The following is a 23,275-nucleotide window of genomic DNA, read 5'->3' as shown; positions in this document are numbered from 1 at the left end:
CCCCCTTTGATGTGCGATGCCTCACACCAGCCCTGAGACGGAGGCTCAAAGCGACGGCAACACTCCCCTCGTGGTGGTGCTGCTCGGCCCCACCGCCAGCGGCAAAACCGCCCTCGCTCTGGAGCTGGCCGAGCGGTTCGCCCTGGAGATCATCAACGTGGATTCCAGGCAGCTCTACCGCGGGATGAACGTGGGCACGGCCAAGCCCAGCCCGGCGCAACAGGCCCGCATCCGCCACCATCTGCTCGACCTGCGCGACCCCGACGAACCGATCACCTTGCAGGAGTTCCAGCAGGAGGCGCTGCGAGCTGTGAATCACAGCCTGACCACGCGCGGCGCCGCTTTTCTGGTCGGCGGCAGCGGGCTTTATCTCAAGGCCCTCACCGCTGGGCTGCGTCCCCCCGCCGTGGCTCCCCAACCGGCGCTGCGCCGGCAACTAGCGCACCTTGGCCAATCGGTGTGCCACCAGCTACTGACGCGCGCCGATCCAGACGCGGCCCTGCGCATTGCCAGCGCTGATGCGGTGCGCACCCAACGGGCCCTGGAGGTGCTCTACGCAACGGGAGCGCCGATGACCGGCCAGTCCAGTGCCAGTCCGCCGCCCTGGCGCGTGCTGGAGCTAGGGCTCAATCCCGCCGACCTGCGCCAGCGCATCAGTGAACGCACCCAGGCCCTTTACTGCCAGGGACTGGTGGAAGAGACGCGCCATCTGCGCGAGCGCTACGGCGCTGACCTGCCCCTCCTGCAGACCATTGGCTACGACGAAGCCCTGCAAGTGCTCGACGGCACTCTCAGCCAGCAAGCAGCGATCGCCCAAACCACCCGGCGCACCCAGCAATTCGCCAAACGACAGCGCACCTGGTTCCGACGCCAGCACCAGCCCCACTGGTTAGCCGATGACAATCCCCTGAGTGAAGCCGGCCGACTGATCGAGGCGGGTCTAGGGTGAAGGATGCAACTGCAGCGGGTTCTCTTCCCAACGGCCCGCGGCCCCTTCCCTCACTGAATGCCACCACGTCCCCGTTTTGACCGCCGTGCTCCCGTCCGGGAGCTCCCCAACATCAACGACCGCATCAGCTACCCCCAGCTTCGGGTGGTGGATGCAGATGGCACCCAGTTGGGCGTGATTGACCGGGAGAAAGCGCTGGAGGTGGCGCAGGAACGGGAGCTCGATCTGGTGCTGGTCAGCGAAAAGGCCGATCCGCCGGTGTGCCGGATCATGGATTACGGCAAGTACAAGTTCGAACAGGAGAAAAAGGCCAAGGAGGCCAAGAAGAAATCGCACCAGACCGAAGTCAAAGAGGTCAAGATGCGTTACAAGATCGATCAGCACGACTACGACGTGCGGATTGGTCAGGCCCAGCGTTTCCTCAAAGCGGGCGACAAGGTGAAGTGCACGGTGATCTTTCGCGGCCGGGAGATTCAGCACACGGCGCTGGCGGAAACCCTGCTGCGTCGAATGGCCAAGGATCTTGAAGAGCCAGCTGAGATCCAGCAGCCCCCGAAGCGGGAAGGCCGCAACATGATCATGTTTCTCACACCGCGGAAGACGCCGCTGGTGAAAAAAGACGCCAAGGATGAGCCCGCCACCAGGGCCGTGCGCACGATCACCGCGCCGCCCCGGCCCACCGCGGCCCGGCTCGCGAGCAAGCCCGGGGGCAACGGCTAACGGCTGAACGCCTCCAGCAACAGCCTCCAACCGTGCGCTGCGGCCTCTGGCTGATAGGCAGCGCGAGCCTCGCACATGAAGCCGTGATCGGCGCCAGGAAAACTGACGCAACGGAAACGCTGTCCGGTGGGGTCGGCCTGTTTCAGAGCCGTTTCAATGGCGTCCCGATCCGCCTTGGGAATCAAAGGGTCGGCCAGCCCGAACAGGCAAGTGAGCTCCCCTTTCACCTGAGGCAAGCCATCCAGCGTGGGCGCACCGCCACCCGGACGGCCCTGAACCACACCGGCACCATAAAAATCGAAGGTGCGATCCACCTCGGGCAGGGTGGCCATCAGCAGAGCCGCATGCCCTCCAAAGCAAAAGCCCACCACGGTGATCTGCGCCTGAGGGTCGTTGAGCTGCCTGCGCATCCAGCTGATGGCCGCCGCCCCATCAGCGAGAAGTCCTGCCGCTGTGGTGGCGCTCTTGTGGCCGCGGCCCTCGACCAGTTGCATCTCGCCATAGCTCAGATCGAGCTCTGGAGCGGTGCGCGCAAACAGGGGCATGGCCAGTGCCGACACTCCTGCGGCGGCGAAGCGATCGACCACGGACCGCACCCAGGCATTCACGCCGAATACCTCAGGTAGCACGAGAACGGCACGCTCCCGCAACGCATTCGTTTCAAGCGACTCGGCCTCTGCCGGCGACCACCAGCAACGCAGGGGCACCGGCCCGTCATTGATGCAGCACCAACCGGACGACAAAGGTACTTCTGAAAAAACTGGCATAGGGACACAGACCACCCGAGCAATTGTCACCAAGCCATCCTGTCCTTAAGGTGGCCGCATTGCGACCTGGCCCACCGGCGTGCGATTCCACATCCAGCAGGAAAGCGACATCCCGGCGTCGACCCAGCTCTACAACCAGATCTGTTTCGCGATCGCGGCCCGGCACTACCCACCAGGTCATCGCCTGCCCAGCACCCGTCAACTGGCCATGCAAACCGGCCTACACCGCAACACCATCAGCAAGGTGTATCGCCAGCTGGAAACCGATGGCGTGGTGGAAGCCATGGCCGGCTCGGGCATCTACGTGCGCGACCAGCAGAAGCCCCGCGAGATCCGCACACCGATGAGCCCGCGCAACCGCGGGGTGACCGACCTCGACCGGGAAGTGCGCAAATGCGTGGACGGGCTGCTGAATGCGGGCTGCACCCTGCAGCAGACCAGGGATCTGCTCACCCGGGAGATCGACTGGCGACTGCGCTGTGGCGCCCGGGTGCTGGTCAGCACCCCCCGGGAAGACATCGGCGCTTCGATGCTGATCGCCGAAGAACTGGAACCCTGCCTGGATGTGCCGGTGGAGGTGGTTCCGATGGAGGAGCTCGAAAGCGTGTTGGAGAGCGCCAGCAACGGCACTGTGGTGACCAGTCGCTATTTCCTGCAGCCGGTGGAGGAACTCGCCAAACAGCACGGGGTCCGTGCAGTGGCGGTGGACCTCAACGACTTCCGCGCTGAACTGGCCATGCTCAAGGAGTTGCGTGGTGGCAGCGTTGTGGGCCTGGTAAGCATCAGCCCGGGCATCCTGCGGGCTGCCGAGGTGATCCTGCACAGCATGCGCGGCAACGAGCTGCTGCTGATGACCGCCACTCCGGATGTGAACAGCCGCCTGCTCGCCCTGCTGCGGGCTTCCAGCCACGTGCTCTGCGACCGCCCCAGCCTGCCGCTGGTGGAGCAGAGCCTGCGGCAGAACCGCTCCCAGCTGATGCGCATGCCCCAGGTGCACTGCGCCGAGAGCTACCTGAGCACCGACACCATCGAACTGCTGCGCAAGGAAATCGGCTTGCAAACCGCCTGATGGCGATGAACTGCCACAATGACGCCCTCAAGCGCTGAGGGCGCGGCGAGTAGGCATGTTCAAGCACATCCGCGCCGACCTGGCGATCATCCGCGAACGGGATCCAGCGGCGCGAGGCCCGCTGGAAATTCTGCTGTGTTACCCGGGCTTTCAAGCCCTGAGCCTGCACCGGCTCAGCCACCGGCTCTGGCGCTCCAGACTCCCCTTGAAGCTGGCGGCCCGCCTGCTCAGCCAACTGGGCCGCAATCTCACCGGTGTGGAGATCCATCCCGGCGCCCGAATCGGCCATGGTGTGTTCATCGACCATGGAATGGGCGTAGTGATCGGCGAGACCGCCGAAGTAGGTGACCGCTGCCTGCTGTATCAAGGGGTGACCCTTGGGGGCACGGGCAAGGACCACGGCAAGCGCCATCCCACCCTGGCCAACAACGTGGTGATCGGCGCCGGCGCCAAGGTGCTGGGGGCGATCGAGGTGGGCGCCAACACCCGCATCGGTGCCGGATCGGTGGTAGTGCGCGACGTGGAGGCCGATTGCACGGTGGTGGGGATCCCTGGGAGGGTGATCCACCAAAGCGGCGTGCGCATCAACCCTTTGGCCCACTCCGCTTTACCGGACGCGGAAGCCAGTGTGATCCGCAACCTGATGGAGCGGATCGATCAACTCGAGGGCCAGGTGCGCAGCTTGCAGGAGAATCTGCGAATCATGGCTGCCGCCAGTGGTCGCCCCCTGCGGGAGGCGCGCAACGGCCAGGCCCAGAACCTCAAGGACCGGGAGATCCTCGAGTTCCTGGGAGATTGAAGGAGGCTGAGCCCTGGCCTCAGGCCGTCGTTCGCTGACCCGCCGTCTGACCCGCCGGAGGTGCGGGCTGGAACATGAACATGGAATAGATCACGTTGCGGCGCATGTTGGTCATCATGTCTAGGAACATGTCATACCCCTCGTTCTTGTATTCGATCAGGGGGTCCTTCTGGCCATAGCCGCGCAAACCCACCGATTCGCGCAGGGCATCCATCGACTGCAGGTGTTCCCGCCAGAGCGTGTCAATCTGCTGAAGAATGAAGAAACGCTCGGCTTCGCGCATCAGGCCCGGACGCTGGTCTTCGATCTGGCCTTCCTTGAGGTCATACGCATTGCGAAGTTGCTCCTGGAGAAATGCCTTGAGCTCCTCCATGGACAGGCCCTGCAGCTGATCGGGCTGGAGGTCGTCGAGTAGATACACGAATTCCTGCACCTTGCTCACCAGCTGGGTTACATCCCATTCCTCCGGTGGCAGGTCCGGATTCACATAGGCCTCCACGATCTCGTTCATGGTGCGCTCGCCGTAGCCGACCACCTGCTTCTTGAGCTCACGACCCTCAAGCACCCGGCGACGCTCGGAATACACCGCCTTGCGCTGGTTGTTCATCACCTCGTCGTACTCGAACACCTGCTTGCGGATGTCGTAGTAGTACGTCTCCACCTTCTTCTGAGCTCCCTCCAGGGAGCGGGTGAGCATGCCCGATTCGATCGGCATGTCTTCCTCCACCCGGAAGGCATTCATCAGTCCGGCCACCCGGTCCCCCCCGAAGATGCGCAGGAGGTTGTCCCCCAGGGAGAGGAAGAAACGGGTGGACCCTGGATCGCCCTGCCGGCCGGCCCGGCCGCGCAACTGGTTGTCCACCCGGCGGGATTCATGGCGCTCAGTGCCGATCACGTGCAGACCACCGGCCTCGCGCACCCGTTGCTCCTCCTGCTTCACCACGTCGTCGTATTCACCCTTCACGCGAGCGATGGCCGACCGCAGGGCTGCAATGGCGGGGTCGTCGGTGGGGGCTTTTTCCGCCGCCGTGGCGATGTGGTCCTCCAGTTCGATCACCGTGAGCGCCCGATCGCCCCAGGCCTTCACCAGATCCTTGGCCAGATCGGCCAGGGCCTGATCGGTGTGCTCCGTGAGCTGGCAGGGGTAGAGGCTGCCGATGGCCCGGGCCTCACTGGGGGCATGGCCATGGGGGCCGCTGGCGGGGGCTGCCTTAGCAGCGAAGCCGCCGCCACCCTCAGCACCGCTGCGCTGCAGGGGCACGGGCGGACGGTGACCCTCCTCCGGGCGCACCAGCCTGGAGAGCAGCACCTCGCGCAGCTTGAGGCGGGCCATGTAATCGCTGTTGCCGCCGAGGATGATGTCGGTGCCGCGGCCGGCCATGTTGGTGGCGATGGTCACCGCACCGGAGCGGCCGGCCTGGGCCACGATCTCGGCTTCCCGCTCCACGTTCTCCGGTTTAGCGTTGAGCAGGTTGTGGGGGATGTCCTCTTCCGCCAGCAGGGCACTGAGAAGCTCGCTCTTCTCCACGCTGGTGGTTCCCACCAACACCGGCCGGCCCTGCTGGTGTACCTCGGCGGTTTCCTTGGCCACGGCCCGCCACTTGGCCTCTTCAGTTTTGTACACCTGATCCACCCAGTCCTGGCGGGCCCGCACCCGGTTGGTGGGCACGATGGTGGTTTCGAGCTTGTAGGTTTTTTCGAACTCAGTTTCCTCGGTTTTGGCCGTGCCGGTCATCCCAGCCAGACGGGGGTAGAGCAGGAAGAAGTTCTGGTAGGTGATTGAGGCCAGGGTCTGGGTTTCGGGCTGGATCGCCAGGGCTTCCTTGGCCTCGATCGCCTGATGTTGACCATCACTCCAGCGGCGCCCGGGCATCACCCGGCCGGTGAACTCATCCACAATCACCGCCTCGCCATCGCGCACGATGTAATTCACATCGCGGGTGAACAGGTCCTTGGCCTTGAGGGCATTGGTGATGTAGTGGGCCCAGGGATCCTGCGGGTCGTAGAGATCGGCCACGCCGATCATCTGCTCGGCCTTGGCAAAGCCCTCATCGGTGAGGGTGCAGCTGCGCTGCTTCTCATCGACTTCGTAATCACCCTCGGGATCGATGCCGTCTTTGCCCATCTCAGCGGCCCGGGTGAGGGCTGAAGCCACTTCCGCCGCCTTCTGATACTTCTCCTGGGGCCTCTCCACCTGGCCGGAAATAATCAGAGGCGTGCGCGCTTCATCGATCAGGATTGAATCCACCTCATCGATCACGCAGTACTGGAATTCCCGCTGCACCACCTCGTTGATGTCGGCGGCCATGTTGTCGCGCAGGTAGTCGAACCCAAGCTCTGAATTGGTGGCGTAGGTGATGTCGCAGCCGTAGTTGCGGCGGCGCTCGGCGGGAGTCATGTCCTGCTGGATCAGACCCACCGACAGGCCCAGAAAGCGGTGCACCTGCCCCATCCACTCCGCGTCACGGCGCGCCAAGTAGTCGTTCACGGTCACCACGTGCACGCCGCGGCCGGTGAGGGCATTGAGAAAGCTGGGCAGGGTGGCCACGAGGGTTTTGCCCTCGCCAGTTTTCATTTCAGCGATCTGCCCCTCATGCAGCACCATGCCGCCGATCAGCTGCACGTCGAAATGGCGCATGCCCAGCACGCGCTTGCCGGCCTCGCGCACCACGGCAAAAGCCTCCGGCAGCAGCTCATCGAGCACGGGCCTCTGATTCTCGAGGCTGCCGGCGTTGTCCAGGCGCTGCCGGAACTCAGCGGTGCGCTGACGCAGCTCGTCGTCGCTGAGGGGGGACACCTCCTCCTCGAGCAAGTTGATATCAGACACAATTGGCTGATAGCGCTTCAGCTTGCGGGCATTGGGATCACCCAGCAGCAGCTTGAGCATGGTGTCGATAACTACTTAAGAGGGGACTCAGCTTACCGAGATCCGGGCAGAGTCAGGCATGCGTCCACTGGGTGAGCTGATCCAGCCAAATTTTTCGAGAAAAAACATCGACATAACGCTGTCGAGCTTGGGCACCGAGATGACAACGAAGCAATGGGTCGTCAGCCAATCGCTGCAAAACCATTCCCAAATCTTTCTGATTTTGTGACCATGGCAAATCAGGCAACTCTCCGACCCACCCCATACCAGAGCGCGGAAGCTGGAACGCAAGTGCTGGAAGCCCTGAAGCCATGGCCTCCAATTGAACGATGCCAAACGCTTCATTGGAGCTATCCGATGGCAACACCAAAACATCAGCAAGCCGTAGGCGATGATTTTTATCAAGCTCTGATGACTGTCCAAAAAATTGCACTTCCCCGAGCGTGCTGGAAGAAAACAGATCACTGGCCATAGCTTCGAATGCAGCTCGAGAAGGCCCATCGCCCACCACATCAAGACACCAAGGGGTTATTAGCTGACTGAGACTCTCCATCAGCCAATCCAACCGCTTGTAACTACCCAAGCGACCAATAAATAACACTCGCATCGGATCTTTTACTATTGAAGATGGAGGAAGCCGCTGAATCGCCAAACCTTGGTTTTCTTGCTCTGCGCTGAGACAGCAAGGAAGGACGATCAAGCGATTCGAATGACATCCAGAACGAACGAGTTCATCACGAAGCAACGGTGACGTTGTCACAACACCCGAAAGTTGCGCAACTACCCTCAAAGCCAGCCATTGATAGAAACCAAAGACGCGTTGGCGAAGACTTCCTCGGGGCTCAAAAAAGAAATGCCAATGTGCTGTGATCCGACGTTTGGGTCTCACGAACCGGGCAAGGACAAGCAGCAAGAGCACCCCTGGCGATGGCAGATGACCATGCAAAGGATGAGAAGACGTCAAGAGTGCCCACAGTGCTCGTGATGGCAGAGGCAGCACCAACCGACCAATCGATGGCGTACAGAAGAGTCGGCGGCGCTTGTACGTAACGGGAAGAGCATCTTGCTCAGCCCAGCCGCGGCCCTGGGCGTCAAAACTCCAAACCGTCCCCCCCCAGACCTCAGCCAATTCATGAGCCACTCGCTCAATGCCGCCATACCCAGGAGGCCATTCACGCAGCACCTGGTGCGTTGTTGGGAACGATTCCCCAATGGACGAAACAGATTTCACCGCAATCCTGCCTCCCGGACAAGATCAATAATGAGGGTATGACCCGCTACCGACTGCTTGAGCATGCCCCTGGAGCGCCAGGCCTGCGCTGGTTTGGCCTTGGTCCTGATCTGCGGCCTACCCGCGGACTGCTCAAGCTGCAGCGGTTGTTGCGCAAACACGCCTTCTGGGCGCAGGACCGAAACCAATACCAACTGAAGCGCATGCTGGCTGGCAGCACGGTGGTGGTAAGCCTCTGGCGCGGCAAGCGCTTGGTGGGCTTCGGGCGGGCGACCAGCGACGGCATCCACCGGGCTGTGCTCTGGGATGTGGTGGTGGCCGGCGATCTTCAGGGCCGAGGCCTAGGCCGGCGCGTGGTGGAAGCTCTGCTCAGCGCCAGCGCGATCCGCAAGGCGGAACGGGTGTATCTGATGACCACGAACAGCGCCGGCTTCTACCAGCAACTGGGATTTGACATAGCCGACCATCAACAATTGCTGGTGAGGCGGCAGTAAATCAAAGCAAGCGGATGAAGAGATTCGAACTCTCGACCCTCTCCTTGGCAAGGAGATGCTCTACCACTGAGCTACATCCGCAGGTCAGACGCTTGGGATGTATCCCTTGCGACCCGGCAAGCATGCACTACGACGGGGCCCTGGGTCAATCCACTCTTGAAGGAGTGGGCAGGGTTTTCATCAACGACCCCATCTCCAGGGCCTGCAGGCCATAACTCCAGCCCAGATTGCTCTTGATGCCAGCCCGTTCCAGAGCCTGTTGCATCGTGTCAGTCGTCAGCACCCCGAAGATCACCGGCACGCCGGTATCCCGCGCCACAGAAGCAATCCCCTTACTTGCTTCGGCCACAACAACATCGAAGTGGGGCGTATCACCGCGGATGACCGCGCCCAAGGTGATCAAAACCTGATAACGACCACTGAGGGCCAGCTGCTGGGCCACCACAGGCAATTCAAACGATCCGGGCACCCAGGCCACATCCAACTGCTCACTGTCTGCAGCCGTATTCACGCCATGCCGGCCGAGGCAATCCAGGCAGCCACTCAGGAGCTTGCCAGTAACCAGGTCGTTGAAACGGGCAACCACGACGGCGATGCGCAGGCCCTGTACATCGGTGAAACGCCCTTCAAAAGTGGCCATGGAGAGGCTGACGGCTCGTTCAATGCTCCCACTGAACGGGCCCCAGCGTGATCACACCACGAAGAAGCTCATGCCCCAGTTCACCAGCACCAGGGCCACCCAAGCGATGCCGCCAAGGAGGATCAAGCGGTTGGAGCGGCCGCTGTCCTCATTGGAGGCGTACAGCACAGGAACGGCCACGATCAGGGCGAACGACATCACCACCAGCGCCAGAACGGTGAGTGTGTTGAGGATCTGCATGGGGGTTCGGTCGACGCCTGGTCGGTCGCAGAGATTCTCCCACGACGATGCCGCTGGGGATGGCCATCGCTGCACCAACCTTCACAGCCTGTGGTGATGCTCGCGGCGACAAGGTCCAACAGACCCTCGGTACGATCCCGGTGAAGCTCGAAGATTCAATGCCGCGCTCCGCTGCCCGATCCGAGGCGCAGACCCTCCAGGGCAGTCTGTTCGGGGCTCCGGAACCTGCTGGCACTCCCAGTCCCCCTTCAATTAGCCCAGCTGCCAACGAGCTCGCCGACTTCACGGACGCCAGCCTCAGCGCCGATGCTGCCGCCCGGCCCCGCCAACGCCAGAACACCAACAACACCGACCCCGCTTCTGAGGCCTCCGGTGCAGACGAGGCCTCCGGTGCAGACGACGACGCCAGCGATGCGCCGGCCTGGGCCCACCACAGCCAGGTGGACCCGGAGCAGCTCACGCCGATGCTGCGCCACTACGTGGAGCTCAAGGCGGAGCATCCCGATCGCGTGCTGCTGTACCGCCTCGGCGATTTCTTCGAGTGCTTCTTTGAAGACGCCGTGGAACTCTCCCGAGTGCTGGAGCTCACCCTCACCGGCAAAGAGGGGGGCAAGGCGATCGGCCGGGTACCCATGGCCGGCATTCCCCATCACGCCGCCGAGCGCTACTGCTCCGAGCTGATCCGCCGCGGCTATTCGGTGGCCCTATGCGATCAGCTGGAAACCACCCCCGCAAAAGGCGCCCTGCTCAAACGCGGCATCACCCGCGTGCTCACCCCGGGCACGGTGCTGGAGGAGGGGATGCTGGCGGCCCGCCGCAACAACTGGCTGGCGGCCGTGGTGATAGAGCCGGCCACCGGCAAAACACCCTTCCGTTGGGGTCTGGCCAGTGCCGATGTGAGCACCGGCGATGTCCTGGTAATGGAACGCACGGGCAGCGACGCCCTGCATCAGCAATTGGCCCAGCTCGAGGCCTCCGAACTGCTCTGGGCTGCCGATGGCGACAGCGAACCAGCCCGCCCCGCCTGGTGCCCCGAGCGCCTGCGGCTCAGCCCCATGGCCCGTACCCCCTTCAGCGCGCCCCAGGCCGAGCAGATCCTCAAAACCCACTACAACCTGGCGAGCCTCGATGGCCTCGGCCTGCCGGAGCTGCCCCTGGCCCAGCGCGCCTTCGGGGGGTTGCTGCAGTACGTGAACGACACCCAACCCCTGGAAGAGAACGCCCGCGTGCCGTTGGATGTGCCCACGATCATGCACAGCGGTGACGCCCTGGTGCTCGATGCCCAGACCCGCCGCAACCTGGAGCTCACCGCCACCCAACGGGACGGACAACTGCAGGGGTCTTTGCTCTGGGCCATTGATCAGACCCTCACCGCCATGGGCGGCCGCTGCCTGCGCCGTTGGATCGAAGCACCGCTGATGGATCTCATCGCCATCCAGCAGCGTCAGCAAGTGGTGAGTGTGCTGGTGAGCGAGCGCTCGCTGCGGGTGGGGCTGCGCCGCCTGCTGCGGCCCATGGGCGATCTCGAGCGCCTGGCGGGCCGGGCCGGGGCTGGCCATGCCGGCGCCCGCGACCTGGTGGCGATCGCCGATGGGCTCGAGCGCCTGCCCCAACTGGCGGCCCGCCTGCAGAGCAGCCTGGAGCACTGGCCTGAGGGGCTCGCAGCCTTGCAGCACCCAGACGCAGCCTTGGCCGAGCTGGCCGCCAGCATCCGCCAGACCCTGATCGACGCCCCGCCCCTCTCCCTCAGCGAAGGCGGCCTGATCCATGACGGCGTCGATCCCCTGCTCGATGGCCTGCGCAATCAGCTCGATGACCAGGACGCCTGGCTGGCTGAGCAGGAGCGGCTGGAACGCGAACGCAGCGGCAACAGCAACCTGCGCCTGCAGTACCACCGCACCTTCGGGTATTTCCTGGCGGTGAGCAAAGCCAAGGCCTCGGCAGTGCCGGACCACTGGATCCGCCGCCAGACCCTTGCCAATGAGGAGCGCTTCATCACCCCCGAACTCAAAGAGCGCGAAGGCCGCATCTTCCAGTTGCGCGCCCGCGCCTGCCAGCGCGAATACGAGCTCTACTGCAGCCTGCGCGAGCAGGTGGGAGCCATGGCCGCTCCCATCCGGGACGCTGCCCGTGCCGTGGCCAGCCTCGACGCCCTGGCCGGGCTGGCGGAGGTGGCCGCCACCAGCGGCTGGTGCGCCCCGGTGCTCAGCGACAGCCGCCAGCTGGAGATCAGCGCCGGCCGTCACCCCGTGGTGGAACAGCTGCTGGTGGAGTCGTCCTTTACCCCCAACGACCTGGCCCTGGGCAGCGACACCGACCTGATCGTGCTCACCGGCCCCAATGCCAGCGGCAAAAGCTGTTACCTGCGCCAGATCGGCCTTATCCAACTGCTGGCCCAGATCGGCAGCTGGGTGCCGGCCGCTTCAGCCCGCGTTGGCCTGGCCGATCGCATCTTCACCCGGGTGGGCGCCGTGGATGATCTCGCCGCCGGCCAGTCCACCTTCATGGTGGAGATGGCGGAAACCGCCAACATCCTCCACCACGCCAGCGAGCGCTCCCTGGTGCTGCTCGATGAGATCGGCCGAGGCACCGCCACCTTCGATGGCCTCTCAATCGCCTGGGCCGTGAGTGAACATCTGGCCGGAGACCTCAAGGCCCGCACCGTGTTCGCCACCCACTACCACGAGCTCAACAACCTGGCCTCCGAACGCGCCAACGTGGCCAACTTCCAGGTGATGGTGGAGGAAACCGGCGCCGATCTGGTGTTCCTGCATCAGGTGCAATCCGGGGGGGCCAGCCGCAGCTATGGCATCGAAGCCGCCCGCCTTGCCGGCGTGCCTCAACCCGTCGTGCAACGGGCCCGGCAGGTGCTCGATCAACTGGCGGCCTGAGCCGCCCGCAGCAAGGCATTCACAGCGGCAGCCACCAACCCAGCGCCGCCGCGGGTGCCCTCCAGGCGGATCTGGGCCAGACCACTGGCAGCCAGGCGTCGTTTGCTCTCCGGCACCCCCACAAACCCCACCGGCATGCCGATCACCAAACTCGGCGCCAGCGCACCCGCCTCCAAGAGATCGAGCAGCAGCTCCAGAGCCGTGGGCGCACTGCCCACCAACACCAACGGCATCGGCTGACCGGCCGCCGCCGCTGCTTGCGTGAGTTCAGGCCAGACACTCTGCATCGCCGCCGCTGAACGGGTTGAACCCGGCGGTGACTGCTCCGGTGCCCACTCGAGCAGGCAACGCACCTCACTACCCAGGGTGCGGGCCGCCATCGGTGTCACCGCCGCCGCGGCCATCGCCGTGTCCGTGAGAATCACGGCCCCACCCGTGAGTGCGTCCAAACCGCAAGCGCAGGCCCCCTCACTAAACTGCAGCAGGGGCCTCAGGCCGGGATCACCGCTGCTGTGCACCAGCCGCTCCAGCACCTGCTGTTCCAAAGGGCCCAAGCCCGTCTCCCCCAGCAGCGCACGGATGCGCCGGATGCTTTCGGTGAAGATCGGGTGATCGGCCATGGGGACGCGCTCCTCAGACAGGCAGTGCCACACAGGGCAGACTTCAGCATCCTCTGACGCCCCGCCGCTATGCCGATCCAGTTGCTGTGGGGCGATGATTCCGCGGCACTGGAGCGGGCCATTCAGGCCGTGATCGACAGCGCGCTGGATCCGGCCTGGGCCAGCGTGAATCTGAGCCGGCTGGATGGCAGCGAGAACGGGCAGGCCCGCCAGGCCCTGGAGGAGGCCCGAACACCACCCTTTGGCGGCGGCGCGCGGGTGGTGCTGCTGCAGCGCTCACCGTTTTGCAATGCCTGCCCCAGTGAGCTGGCCGATCGCTTTGAAGCGTCCATCGACGCCATCCCAGACAGCACCCAGCTGCTGCTCTGCAACCCCAACAAACCCGATGGCCGCCTGCGCACCACCAAGGCCCTGCAGAAACGGGTGAAGGCAGGGCAAGCCAAGGAGCTCAGCTTCAAGCTGCCGGCGGTCTGGGATGGCGCCGGTCAGCGCCAGCTGGTGGAGCGCACTGCCGGCGAGCTCAACCTGACCCTGGAGCCCGCTGCGGTGGATGCCCTGATCGATGCCATCGGCAGCGACAGCACCCGCCTGAGCATGGAGCTGCAAAAACTGGCCCTGCATGCTGAAAGCACGGGCAGCCAATGCATTAGCGCCACAGCGGTGCACAGCCTGATCGATGGGCTCAGCACCAACGCCCTGCAGGTGGGCGATGCCCTGCTCACCGGCGATCCAGGAGAAGCGATCGCCCTGTTCGATGCCCTGATCGATGGCGGCGAACCCGCCCTGCGCATCGTGGCCACCCTCAGCGGGCAGATCCGCGGCTGGCTCTGGGTGCTGCTGCTGGAGCAGCAGGGGGAACGGGATGTGGCCGTGATCGCCAAGGCCGCCGGCATCGGCAATCCCAAGCGGATCTACGTGATGCGCAAGCAGCTGCAGGGCCGCAGCCCGGAGCGCTGCCTCAACCTGCTCGGCCGGCTGCTGGATGTGGAAGCAGCACTCAAACGCGGCGCCCAACCTGGCGATGCCTTCCGCGACGGGCTGCTGGGATGAACCAGGACAGCCAACCGCCACGGTGAGACAATCGCCTGCGACATGAGGCGGCGTGGATGGCCCTGCTGGTGCAGAAGTTCGGCGGCACCTCCGTTGGCAGCGTGGAGCGCATTCAGGCTGTGGCCCGGCGCATCGCCGCCTGCAAGGACGAGGGCAACGACCTGGTGATCGTGGTATCGGCCATGGGCCACACCACCGATGAGCTCACCGCCAAGGCCCGCGCCATCAGCAGCAACCCGCCCCAGCGGGAGATGGACATGCTGCTGGCCACCGGCGAGCAGGTGTCGATCGCGTTGCTGTCGATGGCCCTGCACGCGCTGGGTGTGCCAGCGATCTCGATGACCGGCGCCCAGGTGGGCATCGTCACTGAATCCGCCCACGGCCGGGCCCGCATCCTCGATGTGCGCACCGACCGCCTGCGCAGCCGCCTGGCGGAAGGGCAGGTGGTGGTGGTGGCCGGCTTCCAGGGCACCAGCCAGAGCAGCGGCGGCACCGCCGAGATCACCACCCTGGGCCGTGGGGGCTCCGACACCTCAGCGGTGGCCCTGGCGGCAGCCCTCGGCGCCGATGCCTGTGAGATCTACACCGATGTGCCAGGGGTGCTCACCACCGATCCGCGCAAGGTGGCCGATGCCCAGCTGATGCCGCAGGTGAGCTGCGATGAAATGCTTGAGCTGGCCAGCCTCGGCGCCGCGGTTCTCCATCCCCGCGCCGTGGAGATCGCACGCAACTACGGCGTCACCATGGTGGTGCGCTCCAGCTGGCGCGATGATGCCGGCACCACCCTCACCAGCCGCAGCTCCAGGCCCATCGGCCGCGAAGGCCTCGAACTGGGCCGGCCCGTCGATGGCGCCGAACTGGTGGAAGGGCAGGCGGTGCTGGCGCTTTCCCACGTGTCGGATCAGCCGGGGGTCGCCGCCCAGCTGTTTGAAAGCCTCTCCGCAGGCGGGGTAAATGTGGATCTGATCATCCAGTCCACCCACGAGGGCAACAGCAACGACATCACCTTCACCGTGGCCGAATCCGAGCTCGAGAAGGCCCGGCACATTTGCGCAGAGCAACTGCAGACCCTCGGCGGTGAACTGGTCGCTGAAGCCGGCATGAGCAAACTCAGCATCAGCGGCGCGGGGATCATGGGCCGGCCCGGCATCGCCGCCGGCCTGTTCCAGACCCTCTCGCGAGTGGGCATCAACCTGCGCCTGATCGCCACCAGCGAAGTGAAGGTGAGCTGCGTGGTGGAGGCATCCGCCGGCGCCAAGGCCCTGCAGGCCACCCGGGACGCCTTTGAACTCGACAGTGATCTGATCAGCCTCAACCCCCTGCCCAGCGGCGATGGCGAACCGGAAGTGCGCGGGATTGCCCTCGACAGGGATCAGGCCCAGGTGAGCGTGCGTCACGTTCCCGACAAACCCGGCACCGCCGGTGCCCTCTGCAACGCCCTGGCCGATGCAGGCATCAGCCTTGATGGCATTGTGCAGTCGGAGCGGCAGCATGCCGATGGCAGCCGCGACATCAGCTTCACGCTCAAACGCGACGACCGCGCCGCCGCCGATCGCGCCCTCTCACAACTGCTGGCCCAATGGCCCGGCGCCCTTCTCGAGGATGGTCCTGCCATTGCCCGCGTCAGCGCCGTGGGTGCGGGCATGCCGGCGACGGCCGGCACCGCTGGGCGCATGTTCCGCTACCTAGCGGATGCGGGGGTGAACATCGAGATGATCGCCACCAGCGAAATCCGCACCAGCTGCGTGGTGGCCGAAAGCGATGGCATCGCCGCCCTTCAAGCCGTGCACGCTGGATTCCAGCTGGGCGGCAGCACCCGCCACCAGGCGCAGGGAACGGAATCGCCGCTGGAGGGGTGAGCGCCCAGCTGGCCGCGTTTAAACCTTTCCCACTAACTTCTGGCGCAGCTGCTTGATGCGGTCGCGCAGGTTGGCTGCTTCCTCGAAGTCGAGCTTCTTGGCCGCATCCTTCATCTTCAGCTCCAGCTGATCGATCAGCTCCGGCAAGGCATCCAGGGCCATGCCATCGGCATCGTCCTCCAAAGCCTCCACTGCCTTGCCGGCCACCTGCACCAGATCCGCATCGGGCCCGTCGGTTTTGAGCTTGCGGCTCAGTTCCAGGAAGCTCAAGATCGAATTGCTGGCCTTCTTGCCCGCAGCCGTCGGCACAATCCCGTGCTTCTCGTTGTAAGCCTGCTGGATGCTGCGTCGGCGCTCCGTCTCCGAAATCGCCTTGGCCATCGAATCGGTGAGGTTGTCGCCGTAGAGCAGCGCCACACCCTCCACATGGCGCGCCGCCCGGCCGATGGTCTGAATCAACGAGCGCTCAGCCCGCAGGAAGCCTTCCTTGTCGGCATCAAGGATCGCCACAAGGCTCACTTCCGGTAGGTCCAGACCCTCCCGCAGCAGGTTCACCCCCACCAGCACGTCGTATTCCCCAAGCCGCAGGTCCTGGATGATCTCGATTCGCTCAATCGAGTGAATCTCAGAGTGCAGATAGCGCACCCGCACCTCGTTCTCCGCCAGGTAATCCGTGAGGTCTTCCGCCATCCGCTTGGTGAGCGTCGTCACCAGCACCCGCTGGTTCTTGGCCGCCCGGTCGCGGATCTCCCCCAGCAAATCATCCACCTGGCCGCTGGTGGGCCGCACCTCCACCACCGGATCCAGCACTCCCGTCGGCCTGATCACCTGCTGGGCCACCTCATCCCCGCTCACCTCCAGCTCCCAGTTCCCCGGCGTGGCACTCACAAACACGGTCTGATGAGCCTTGGTCCAGAACTCCTCCCCCTTCAACGGCCGGTTGTCCGCCGCGCTGGGCAAGCGGAAGCCATGGTCGATCAGCACCTTCTTGCGCGCCTGGTCGCCGTTGTACATCGCCTGCAGCTGCGAGCAGGTGACATGGCTTTCATCCACGATCAGCAACCAGTCGTTGGGGAAGTAATCAATGAGGCACTCCGGCGCCGAACCCGGCTCACGCCCGGCCAGATGGCGGGCGTAGTTCTCCACCCCATTGCAATAGCCCACCTGGCCCAGCATCTCCAGGTCGTATTTGGTGCGCTGCTCCAGCCGTTGCGCCTCCAGCAGCTTGCCCTCGGTGTTCAAAAAATCAAGCCGTTCGTTGAGCTCTGAGCGGATCGCCTGCACCGCCGTATCCAACCGATCCTTCGGGGTCACGAAGTGCTTGGCCGGATAGATGTTGATCGTTTCCAGGCTCTGGAGGATCTCACCGGTGGTGGGGTCCACGTAGCGGATCGCCTCCACCTCATCGCCGAACAACTCCACCCGCACCAGCCGGTCTTCATAGGCGGGGCCGATCTCCAGCACATCGCCTTTCATCCGGAAGCGGCCGCGGGCGATCTCCGTGTCGTTGCGGCTGTATTGGTTATTCACCAGCTCCCGCAGCTGGCCGCGAATGTTCAGCGTCTCCCCCACCTCAAACTTCACCGCCGCCTTGAGGTATTCACTCGGTATTCCCAGGCCGTAGATGCAGCTGATCGAAGCCACCACGATCACATCGCGGCGTTCAAACAGCGACCGAGTCGCCGAGTGGCGCAACATGTCGATCTCTTCATTGATCGACGCCGTTTTGGCGATATACGTGTCGCTCACCGGAACGTAGGCCTCCGGCTGGTAGTAGTCGTAATAGGAGATGAAATACTCCACGGCGTTGTGGGGGAAGAACTCCCGCAACTCGTTGCAGAGCTGGGCCGCCAGAGTTTTGTTATGCGCCAGAACCAAGGCTGGCCGGCCGGTCTGGGCGATCACATTGGCCATCGTGAAGGTTTTACCCGTGCCCGTTGCCCCCAGCAAGGTCTGATAGCGCTCCCCACCATTCACCCCCGCCACCAGCTGCTTGATCGCCGTCGGCTGATCACCCTTGGGGCTATAGGGAGCAGTGAGGTCGAAGGCGGGCATGGTCCTTACGTATGTCGCCCGGAATGGCCAACCACCTTACGGAGAACTGCCTTGGCTTCGAGAAAGCGGGTTGCAGAAACCTACGCACCAGGCCCCAACAAAGCCCGCACGGCCACGGTGCCGATCAGGCTGTACACCGCAGCACCGAACAGGGCACTGAAGAATCCGCGCTTGAGGGTGAAGCCATCGATCAGCCAGCTCGCCAAGGCAAACAGGATGGTGGCGATCAACCAGTTGAACAGGAACGACACCGGGAAGATCAAGCCGCCCAGGGACGTCACCACCCACAGCGGCCCGAGCAGCAGTTTCAAAGGCAGGATCAGCAACGTGCCCAGCAAGCCGATCAACACGGCAGCCCACAGGGCTGTGCCGAAATTGGCCACCTCGATCCCGAGAGGCAGGGCCGCCACTACGAGCAGCACTAGCGCACGGAGGGGCCATTGCAGCAGCCAGGTGAGGGTTCCCATAGCGGACTAACGCATCACAGGCGGCTGGTGGCCGTGCTGGCGGTGAGCGCCTCACGCAGGCCGCGCACCACAGCCACCATCGCCAGCTCATCGCTGAGACGGTTCACGGCCGACCCCACACCCACACCGGAGGCACCGGCGGCGATGGCCATCGGCACGGTGACGGCTGACAGTCCCGACGCACAAAGCACAGGTGCGTTGCAACCGGCCTGCTGCAGAGCGGCGCTGATGCTGTGGGCAGCGGCCAGGGTGGGTGCGGCTTTTTCGATCAGGCCGAGGCTGCCGGCACTGAAGGGCTTGGCGCTGGTGCCGCCTTCGGTTTGGATCAGATCAGCGCCAGCGGCCACCAGATCCACCGCCAGCTGCTCCTGCTGATCCATCGGCAGGGTGTGGGGCACCGTCACGCTCATCACCACCTCTGGAAGCAGGGCGCGGGTGCGGCGGGTGAGCTCCATCACCTCCTCGGCACCGAAGACCCGGCCCTGGGGGTAGAAGGCGTCGTAATTGCCGATCTCCACCAGCGCCGCTCCGGCGGCCACCGCAGCCGGGAACTGCTCAGGCTCCACCGACGACACACACACCGGCACACCCCTGGACAGCTCCAGCGCCAGGGCCACCAGCTCCGGGTCACAGGCCACATCGATCAGATCGGCCCCACCCAGCCCCGCGGCGCGGGACACGCGGGCCACCGAGGCCGCATCGAAGTTCATCAGGCCGGCGATCACCTTGAGCGTGGACCGCTGGTCCAGGCTGCGGCGTAGAGCGGCAGGCAGCAGTGAAAGGCGGGTCATCCGGATGAATGATCAGATCCAATCATTCTCCCACCGCGTGTGCGGGCAGGATCAGGGGGCCACTCCTCCAGCCCGATGACCGCCAGCGAGCCCTGGCTGCACTGGCACGACCGGCTGCATCGCCAGCTGCTGCAGACCCCCACACTCCTGCCCCAGGGCACCACCCTGCTGCTGGCGCTGTCCGGCGGGCAGGACTCAATGGCCCTGCTGGGGCTGCTGCGCGATCTCAGAAAACACCACCACTGGACCCTGCAGCTCTGGCATGGCGACCACGGCTGGCATCCCGGTTCGGCCGCCGTCGCCGAAGCCCTGGCCCAATGGTGCGCTCAGAAGTCCCTGCCTCTGCAGGTGAGCCGCAGCACGGCTGCGATCACCGGCAGCGAAGCCGCAGCACGCGCCTGGCGTTACAGCGAACTCAGTCAGTACGCCCAGCAGCTGAATCAGGCAGGCGCACCCTGCGACTCCTGCACGGTGCTCACCGCCCACACCGCCAGCGACCGGGCCGAAACCCTCTTGATCCAGCTCAGCCGCGGCACGGATCTGGCAGGGCTGGGCAGCCTGCGTCAGAGCAGACCGTTGCAGGCCGATGCCAACGAGGGACCCCGGTTGGTGAGGCCCTTGCTCGATTTCACCCGGGATGAAACAGCCGCGATCTGTCAAGACCTGCAACTGCCGGTCTGGCATGACCCCAGCAACAGCGATCCGCACATCGAACGCAACCGCATCCGCCAGGAGGTGCTGCCCGTGCTCGAGTCCCTTCATGCCGGTTGCAGTCGGCGCATGGCCTTGCTCAGCGAACGGATCTCCCAGGTGCATGACAGCCAAAACGCGCTGCTGGATCTGAGCCTGCAGAGCCTCCACACGGCTGGCAATGGCCTGCAACGGCCTCCCTTGCAGGCTCTGGCTGCCGATCCCAGGCGCACCCTGCTGCAACGCTGGCTGCATCGGCAGGGCGTCCAGCCCCAGAACGCCCGGCAGCTGGAGGAACTCAGCCGCGCCATCGGCCCCCAGCAGCCGCCTGGAGAACGCCACCTTGCTGGAGGCCATCGCCTCCACTGGTGCCGGAACTGGGTACAACTAGATAACAGGGGCTGAACAGCGTGGACGGCGACTTTCAGACGCGCTATGTCGCGGCCGAGCAGGCCTACGCAGCCGGTGATTTTCAAACGGCCCAGGCCATCACCAGTGCTCTGCTCGCAGAACTGGAGCCGCTAAAAGAAGCAGCTGAGGAACGGGATGCAGCGCTGGCCTGGCAGGCCTTCGTGGCCCTGCTTGCAGGCCACATCCATCTCTATGGCCTGCAGCAACCGGATCAGGCCCACGCTTTTTACAGCCTGGTGCTCAGCAGCCATCCCCCCGACACGCTCCAGCAGCTGGCGGAACAGGGGCTGGAGCGCCTGGCTGAACAGACCACAGCACCAATCCCGGAGCAGGCTCAGGGCTCTCTGATCAGCGACCCTTTTCTGGCCGCGTCATCGGAGTCATCGCAGTCAACGGAGGCAGCGATCCCGCAACCGCAGACCACTGCCACACCCTGGCTCGACCTGACTCCGGAACCGGTCACCCAGCCAGACGAAACGGTCGATGCGGTAGAGACTGCCGCCGAAGAGCCAATCCCTGACTCAGCTCCAAACAACCCAGAAACAAACAGCAGCCCCCCCGTGCCGGAGGGGCTGCTGCAGAAGCTGGAAGCCGGACGTCTGCGCGTGACTCTCTGAGATCAGACCGCCGCTGAGCGCCGGCGACGGGTGCGGCCAGCGGGCATCTCCTGATCAACAGCTGACGCCATTGGGGCGGCGGTTGCAGCCGCTGCTGGCGCAGGAGCAGGAGCTGACGCTGGAGCAGATGCGGGTGCCGGGGAAGCGGCAGAGGACTTGACCACCCGAGCGGGGGCTGCATCGCGGTAGCGGCCACCACCGCCACCACCACCGCCGTTGCGGCCACCGCCACCATGGCCACCACCACCGTGGCGACCGCCGCGGCCGCGAGGTGCCGGACGGTTGTCGGGCTCAGCGTCAGCCCGGCCCTTGTACACCGGTGTGCCAGCCGGAGCCGGCTGCACCAGGCAGAGAATCAGGGGTTCCACCTGCAGTTCACGGCGCATGCGGCGGCTAAGGCCAACCTCCACTTCACGCTGCACGCCCATCCAATCAACCTCGGGTGCCTTGCCGCCGGTGTTACGGGTGAGCTGCTTCCAGCGGTTCTCGAGCACCCAGTTGATTTCACGCTCAGTCCACAGCGACATCTTGCGGGCATCGGCTGTGGTGACCACACCGCGCAGATTCACCCTTGGTGGCGCCACCATCGCCCCATCGGTGCTGATCGCCGCCAGGATCGTGATGATGCCGTCTTCAGCGAGCTGCTGACGCTCCTTGAGCACCCGGGCGTCAACGATGCCATTGCGCGACTGGTCGAGGAGCTCGATGCCGGCCTTCACCGGATCGCCCTTGCGCAGAGAGTCGGCCGTGAGTTCCACCACATCGCCGTTGTCGATGATCAGGGTGTTGTCTTCCGGCACCCCCATGGAATGACCAGTGCGGGAATGGCGCACCAGCATGCGGTGCTCACCGTGCACAGGCACAAAGAACTTCGGGCGGGTGAGCGCCAGCATCAGCTTCTGGTCTTCCTGGAAGCCGTGGCCGGACACGTGGATGCCCTCGCCCTTGCCGTACACCACCTTGGCGCCCAGCATCATCAGCCGGTCGATGGTGTTCACCACCGAGATGGTGTTTCCAGGAATGGGGCTGGCCGAGAAAATGATCGTGTCTGAGCTCTTCACCCTCACCTGGGGGTGATCGCCGCGGGAAATCCGGCTGAGCGCCGCCAGGGGCTCTCCCTGGCTGCCGGTCATCAGCAGCAGGGTTTCCCGGTCGGGCACATCATTGATCTGCTTGATCGGCACGAACAGCTCATCGGGGGCTCGCATGTAGCCCAGCTCGCGGGCCTTGGCGATCACATTCAGCATTGAGCGGCCCAGCAGACCCACCTTCCGGCCGTTCTTGAGCGCAAGCTCAAGAATCATGGACACCCGGTGAATCGAACTGGCGAAGGTGGTCACGATCACCCGACCCTCGGCATCAGCCATGTGGCGATCGAGGTTGGCGAACACGGAGCGTTCCGGAGGGCAGAAACCGGGCACCTCGGCGTTGGTGGAATCGCTGAACAGACAGAGCACCCCCTGATCCCCGTGATGGGCCAGGCGCGCCAGGTCGAAGTGCTCCCCATCCACAGGGGTGTGATCGAACTTGAAGTCACCCGTGAAGATGATCGTGCCCACCGGGGTGCTGATCGCCAGCGTGAAGCTGTCGGCCATGGAGTGGGTGTTGCGGATGAACTCCACAGAGAAGTGCTGGCCCACTTTCACCACATCGCGCGGACCCACGGTCTGCAGGGTTGTGCGGTCGGTGACCCCCGCCTCGTCCATTTTTCCGGTGAGCATCGACAGCGCCAGGCGCGGGCCGTAGATCACCGGGATGTTGAAGTGCTTGAGGTGGTGCGCGATGCCACCGATGTGGTCTTCGTGACCGTGGGTCACGATCATGCCGCGGATGCGCTTCTGGTTCTCGCGCAGAAAGCTCGTGTCCGGCAGCACCACGTTCACACCGTGCATGCCATCGCTGGGGAAGGCCAGGCCGGCATCCACCAGCATCAGGTCATCGCCGTACTCGAACACGCAGGTGTTCTTGCCGATCTCATGCAGACCCCCGAGCGGAATCACGCGAAGGCAGGGTTGCTGGGCAGTGGCGGTGGAAGCGGTCATGAATTCG

At 64.6% G+C, this 23,275-nt stretch carries 20 protein-coding genes and 1 tRNA gene; 10 read left to right on the top strand and 11 right to left on the bottom strand.

Annotated features, from left to right (window positions below; genetic code table 11):
* Positions 1-16: 16 nt before the first annotated feature.
* Together miaA and infC are read left to right on the top strand one after the other, a co-directional pair.
* A complete protein-coding gene (miaA, locus tag SynMEDNS5_RS00440; protein ID WP_186583819.1) occupies positions 17-949 on the top strand; it encodes a tRNA (adenosine(37)-N6)-dimethylallyltransferase MiaA in 933 nt (310 codons plus the stop codon).
* A 57-nt stretch (positions 950-1,006) separates the two neighbouring features.
* Positions 1,007-1,669, top strand: coding sequence for a translation initiation factor IF-3 (gene infC, locus SynMEDNS5_RS00435; RefSeq protein ID WP_186583818.1), 663 nt, complete (start codon positions 1,007-1,009; stop codon positions 1,667-1,669).
* On the opposite strand, the gene SynMEDNS5_RS00430 is transcribed toward infC, so the two are convergent.
* On the bottom strand, positions 1,666-2,436 hold the full coding sequence (locus SynMEDNS5_RS00430; RefSeq protein WP_186583817.1) for a dienelactone hydrolase family protein: 771 nt from the start codon (positions 2,434-2,436) through the stop codon (positions 1,666-1,668). The two genes, infC and SynMEDNS5_RS00430, sit on opposite strands and share 4 nt — an antisense overlap.
* A gap of 79 nt (positions 2,437-2,515) precedes the next feature.
* On the opposite strand from SynMEDNS5_RS00430, the gene SynMEDNS5_RS00425 reads away from it, so the two are divergent.
* Entirely contained in the window at positions 2,516-3,505 is a 990-nt protein-coding gene (locus SynMEDNS5_RS00425) for a GntR family transcriptional regulator (RefSeq protein WP_186583816.1), read from the top strand.
* 55 nt (positions 3,506-3,560) lie between these two features.
* Complete coding sequence (gene cysE / locus SynMEDNS5_RS00420; RefSeq protein ID WP_186583815.1) at positions 3,561-4,304, top strand: serine O-acetyltransferase; 744 nt, start codon at positions 3,561-3,563, stop codon at positions 4,302-4,304.
* 19 nt (positions 4,305-4,323) lie between these two features.
* Here the strand turns inward: cysE and secA are convergent, their stop codons facing one another.
* Together secA and SynMEDNS5_RS00410 are read right to left on the bottom strand one after the other, a co-directional pair.
* The gene (gene secA / locus SynMEDNS5_RS00415) at positions 4,324-7,191 is read right to left on the bottom strand and encodes a preprotein translocase subunit SecA (protein WP_186583814.1); all 2,868 of its coding nucleotides are present in this window, start codon (positions 7,189-7,191) and stop codon (positions 4,324-4,326) included.
* A 52-nt stretch (positions 7,192-7,243) separates the two neighbouring features.
* Positions 7,244-8,353, bottom strand: a complete 1,110-nt coding sequence (locus SynMEDNS5_RS00410) for a glycosyltransferase (protein WP_370593603.1) — start codon at positions 8,351-8,353, stop codon at positions 7,244-7,246.
* An 86-nt stretch (positions 8,354-8,439) separates the two neighbouring features.
* Between SynMEDNS5_RS00410 and SynMEDNS5_RS00405 the strand changes: the two genes are divergently transcribed.
* Entirely contained in the window at positions 8,440-8,895 is a 456-nt protein-coding gene (locus SynMEDNS5_RS00405; RefSeq protein ID WP_186583813.1) for a GNAT family N-acetyltransferase, read from the top strand.
* Between the two features lie 9 nt (positions 8,896-8,904).
* Here SynMEDNS5_RS00405 and SynMEDNS5_RS00400 read toward each other — a convergent pair.
* The 3 genes from SynMEDNS5_RS00400 to psbZ form a co-directional block, all read right to left on the bottom strand.
* Positions 8,905-8,976: transfer RNA gene (locus SynMEDNS5_RS00400), tRNA-Gly, on the bottom strand.
* 64 nt (positions 8,977-9,040) lie between these two features.
* Positions 9,041-9,535, bottom strand: a complete 495-nt coding sequence (gene ribH / locus SynMEDNS5_RS00395) for a 6,7-dimethyl-8-ribityllumazine synthase (RefSeq protein WP_186583812.1) — start codon at positions 9,533-9,535, stop codon at positions 9,041-9,043.
* 51 nt (positions 9,536-9,586) lie between these two features.
* Positions 9,587-9,775: a photosystem II reaction center protein PsbZ gene (psbZ, locus tag SynMEDNS5_RS00390; RefSeq protein WP_011932021.1), complete on the bottom strand. Its 189-nt coding sequence runs from the start codon at positions 9,773-9,775 to the stop codon at positions 9,587-9,589.
* A gap of 158 nt (positions 9,776-9,933) precedes the next feature.
* Between psbZ and mutS the strand changes: the two genes are divergently transcribed.
* Positions 9,934-12,666, top strand: a complete 2,733-nt coding sequence (gene mutS, locus SynMEDNS5_RS00385) for a DNA mismatch repair protein MutS (RefSeq protein ID WP_186585755.1) — start codon at positions 9,934-9,936, stop codon at positions 12,664-12,666.
* Here the strand turns inward: mutS and SynMEDNS5_RS00380 are convergent.
* Positions 12,651-13,286, bottom strand: a complete 636-nt coding sequence (locus tag SynMEDNS5_RS00380; protein ID WP_186583811.1) for a precorrin-8X methylmutase — start codon at positions 13,284-13,286, stop codon at positions 12,651-12,653. The genes mutS and SynMEDNS5_RS00380 overlap by 16 nt on opposite strands.
* 69 nt (positions 13,287-13,355) lie before the next feature.
* On the opposite strand from SynMEDNS5_RS00380, the gene holA reads away from it, so the two are divergent.
* Together holA and SynMEDNS5_RS00370 are read left to right on the top strand one after the other, a co-directional pair.
* Positions 13,356-14,336, top strand: a complete 981-nt coding sequence (gene holA, locus SynMEDNS5_RS00375) for a DNA polymerase III subunit delta (RefSeq protein WP_186583810.1) — start codon at positions 13,356-13,358, stop codon at positions 14,334-14,336.
* 56 nt (positions 14,337-14,392) lie between these two features.
* Entirely contained in the window at positions 14,393-16,195 is a 1,803-nt protein-coding gene (locus SynMEDNS5_RS00370) for an aspartate kinase (RefSeq protein WP_186583809.1), read from the top strand.
* A gap of 18 nt (positions 16,196-16,213) precedes the next feature.
* On the opposite strand, the gene uvrB is transcribed toward SynMEDNS5_RS00370, so the two are convergent.
* From uvrB to SynMEDNS5_RS00355, 3 genes are all read right to left on the bottom strand, one after another.
* Positions 16,214-18,250 carry an excinuclease ABC subunit UvrB gene (gene uvrB, locus SynMEDNS5_RS00365; RefSeq protein WP_186583808.1) on the bottom strand — a complete coding sequence of 679 codons (2,037 nt, stop codon included), beginning with the start codon at positions 18,248-18,250 and terminating at the stop codon, positions 16,214-16,216.
* Positions 18,251-18,330: 80 nt separating this feature from the next.
* Entirely contained in the window at positions 18,331-18,717 is a 387-nt protein-coding gene (locus tag SynMEDNS5_RS00360) for a phage holin family protein (protein ID WP_186583807.1), read from the bottom strand.
* 14 nt (positions 18,718-18,731) lie between these two features.
* Positions 18,732-19,508 (bottom strand): DUF561 domain-containing protein, encoded by a 777-nt coding sequence (locus SynMEDNS5_RS00355; protein WP_186583806.1) that lies wholly within the window; start codon positions 19,506-19,508, stop codon positions 18,732-18,734.
* A 75-nt stretch (positions 19,509-19,583) separates the two neighbouring features.
* On the opposite strand from SynMEDNS5_RS00355, the gene tilS reads away from it, so the two are divergent.
* Both tilS and SynMEDNS5_RS00345 read left to right on the top strand, forming a co-directional pair.
* On the top strand, positions 19,584-20,603 hold the full coding sequence (tilS, locus tag SynMEDNS5_RS00350; RefSeq protein ID WP_186583805.1) for a tRNA lysidine(34) synthetase TilS: 1,020 nt from the start codon (positions 19,584-19,586) through the stop codon (positions 20,601-20,603).
* A gap of 5 nt (positions 20,604-20,608) precedes the next feature.
* Entirely contained in the window at positions 20,609-21,226 is a 618-nt protein-coding gene (locus tag SynMEDNS5_RS00345; RefSeq protein WP_186583804.1) for a hypothetical protein, read from the top strand.
* A gap of 2 nt (positions 21,227-21,228) precedes the next feature.
* On the opposite strand, the gene SynMEDNS5_RS00340 is transcribed toward SynMEDNS5_RS00345, so the two are convergent.
* On the bottom strand, positions 21,229-23,268 hold the full coding sequence (locus tag SynMEDNS5_RS00340) for a ribonuclease J (RefSeq protein WP_186583803.1): 2,040 nt from the start codon (positions 23,266-23,268) through the stop codon (positions 21,229-21,231).
* Positions 23,269-23,275: the final 7 nt, after the last annotated feature.

The organism is Synechococcus sp. MEDNS5 (genome assembly GCF_014279875.1).
Lineage (GTDB): Bacteria > Cyanobacteriota > Cyanobacteriia > PCC-6307 > Cyanobiaceae > Synechococcus_C.
Note: the sequence above shows the minus strand (reverse complement) of the source record. Positions and strands in the feature narration are given on the sequence as shown.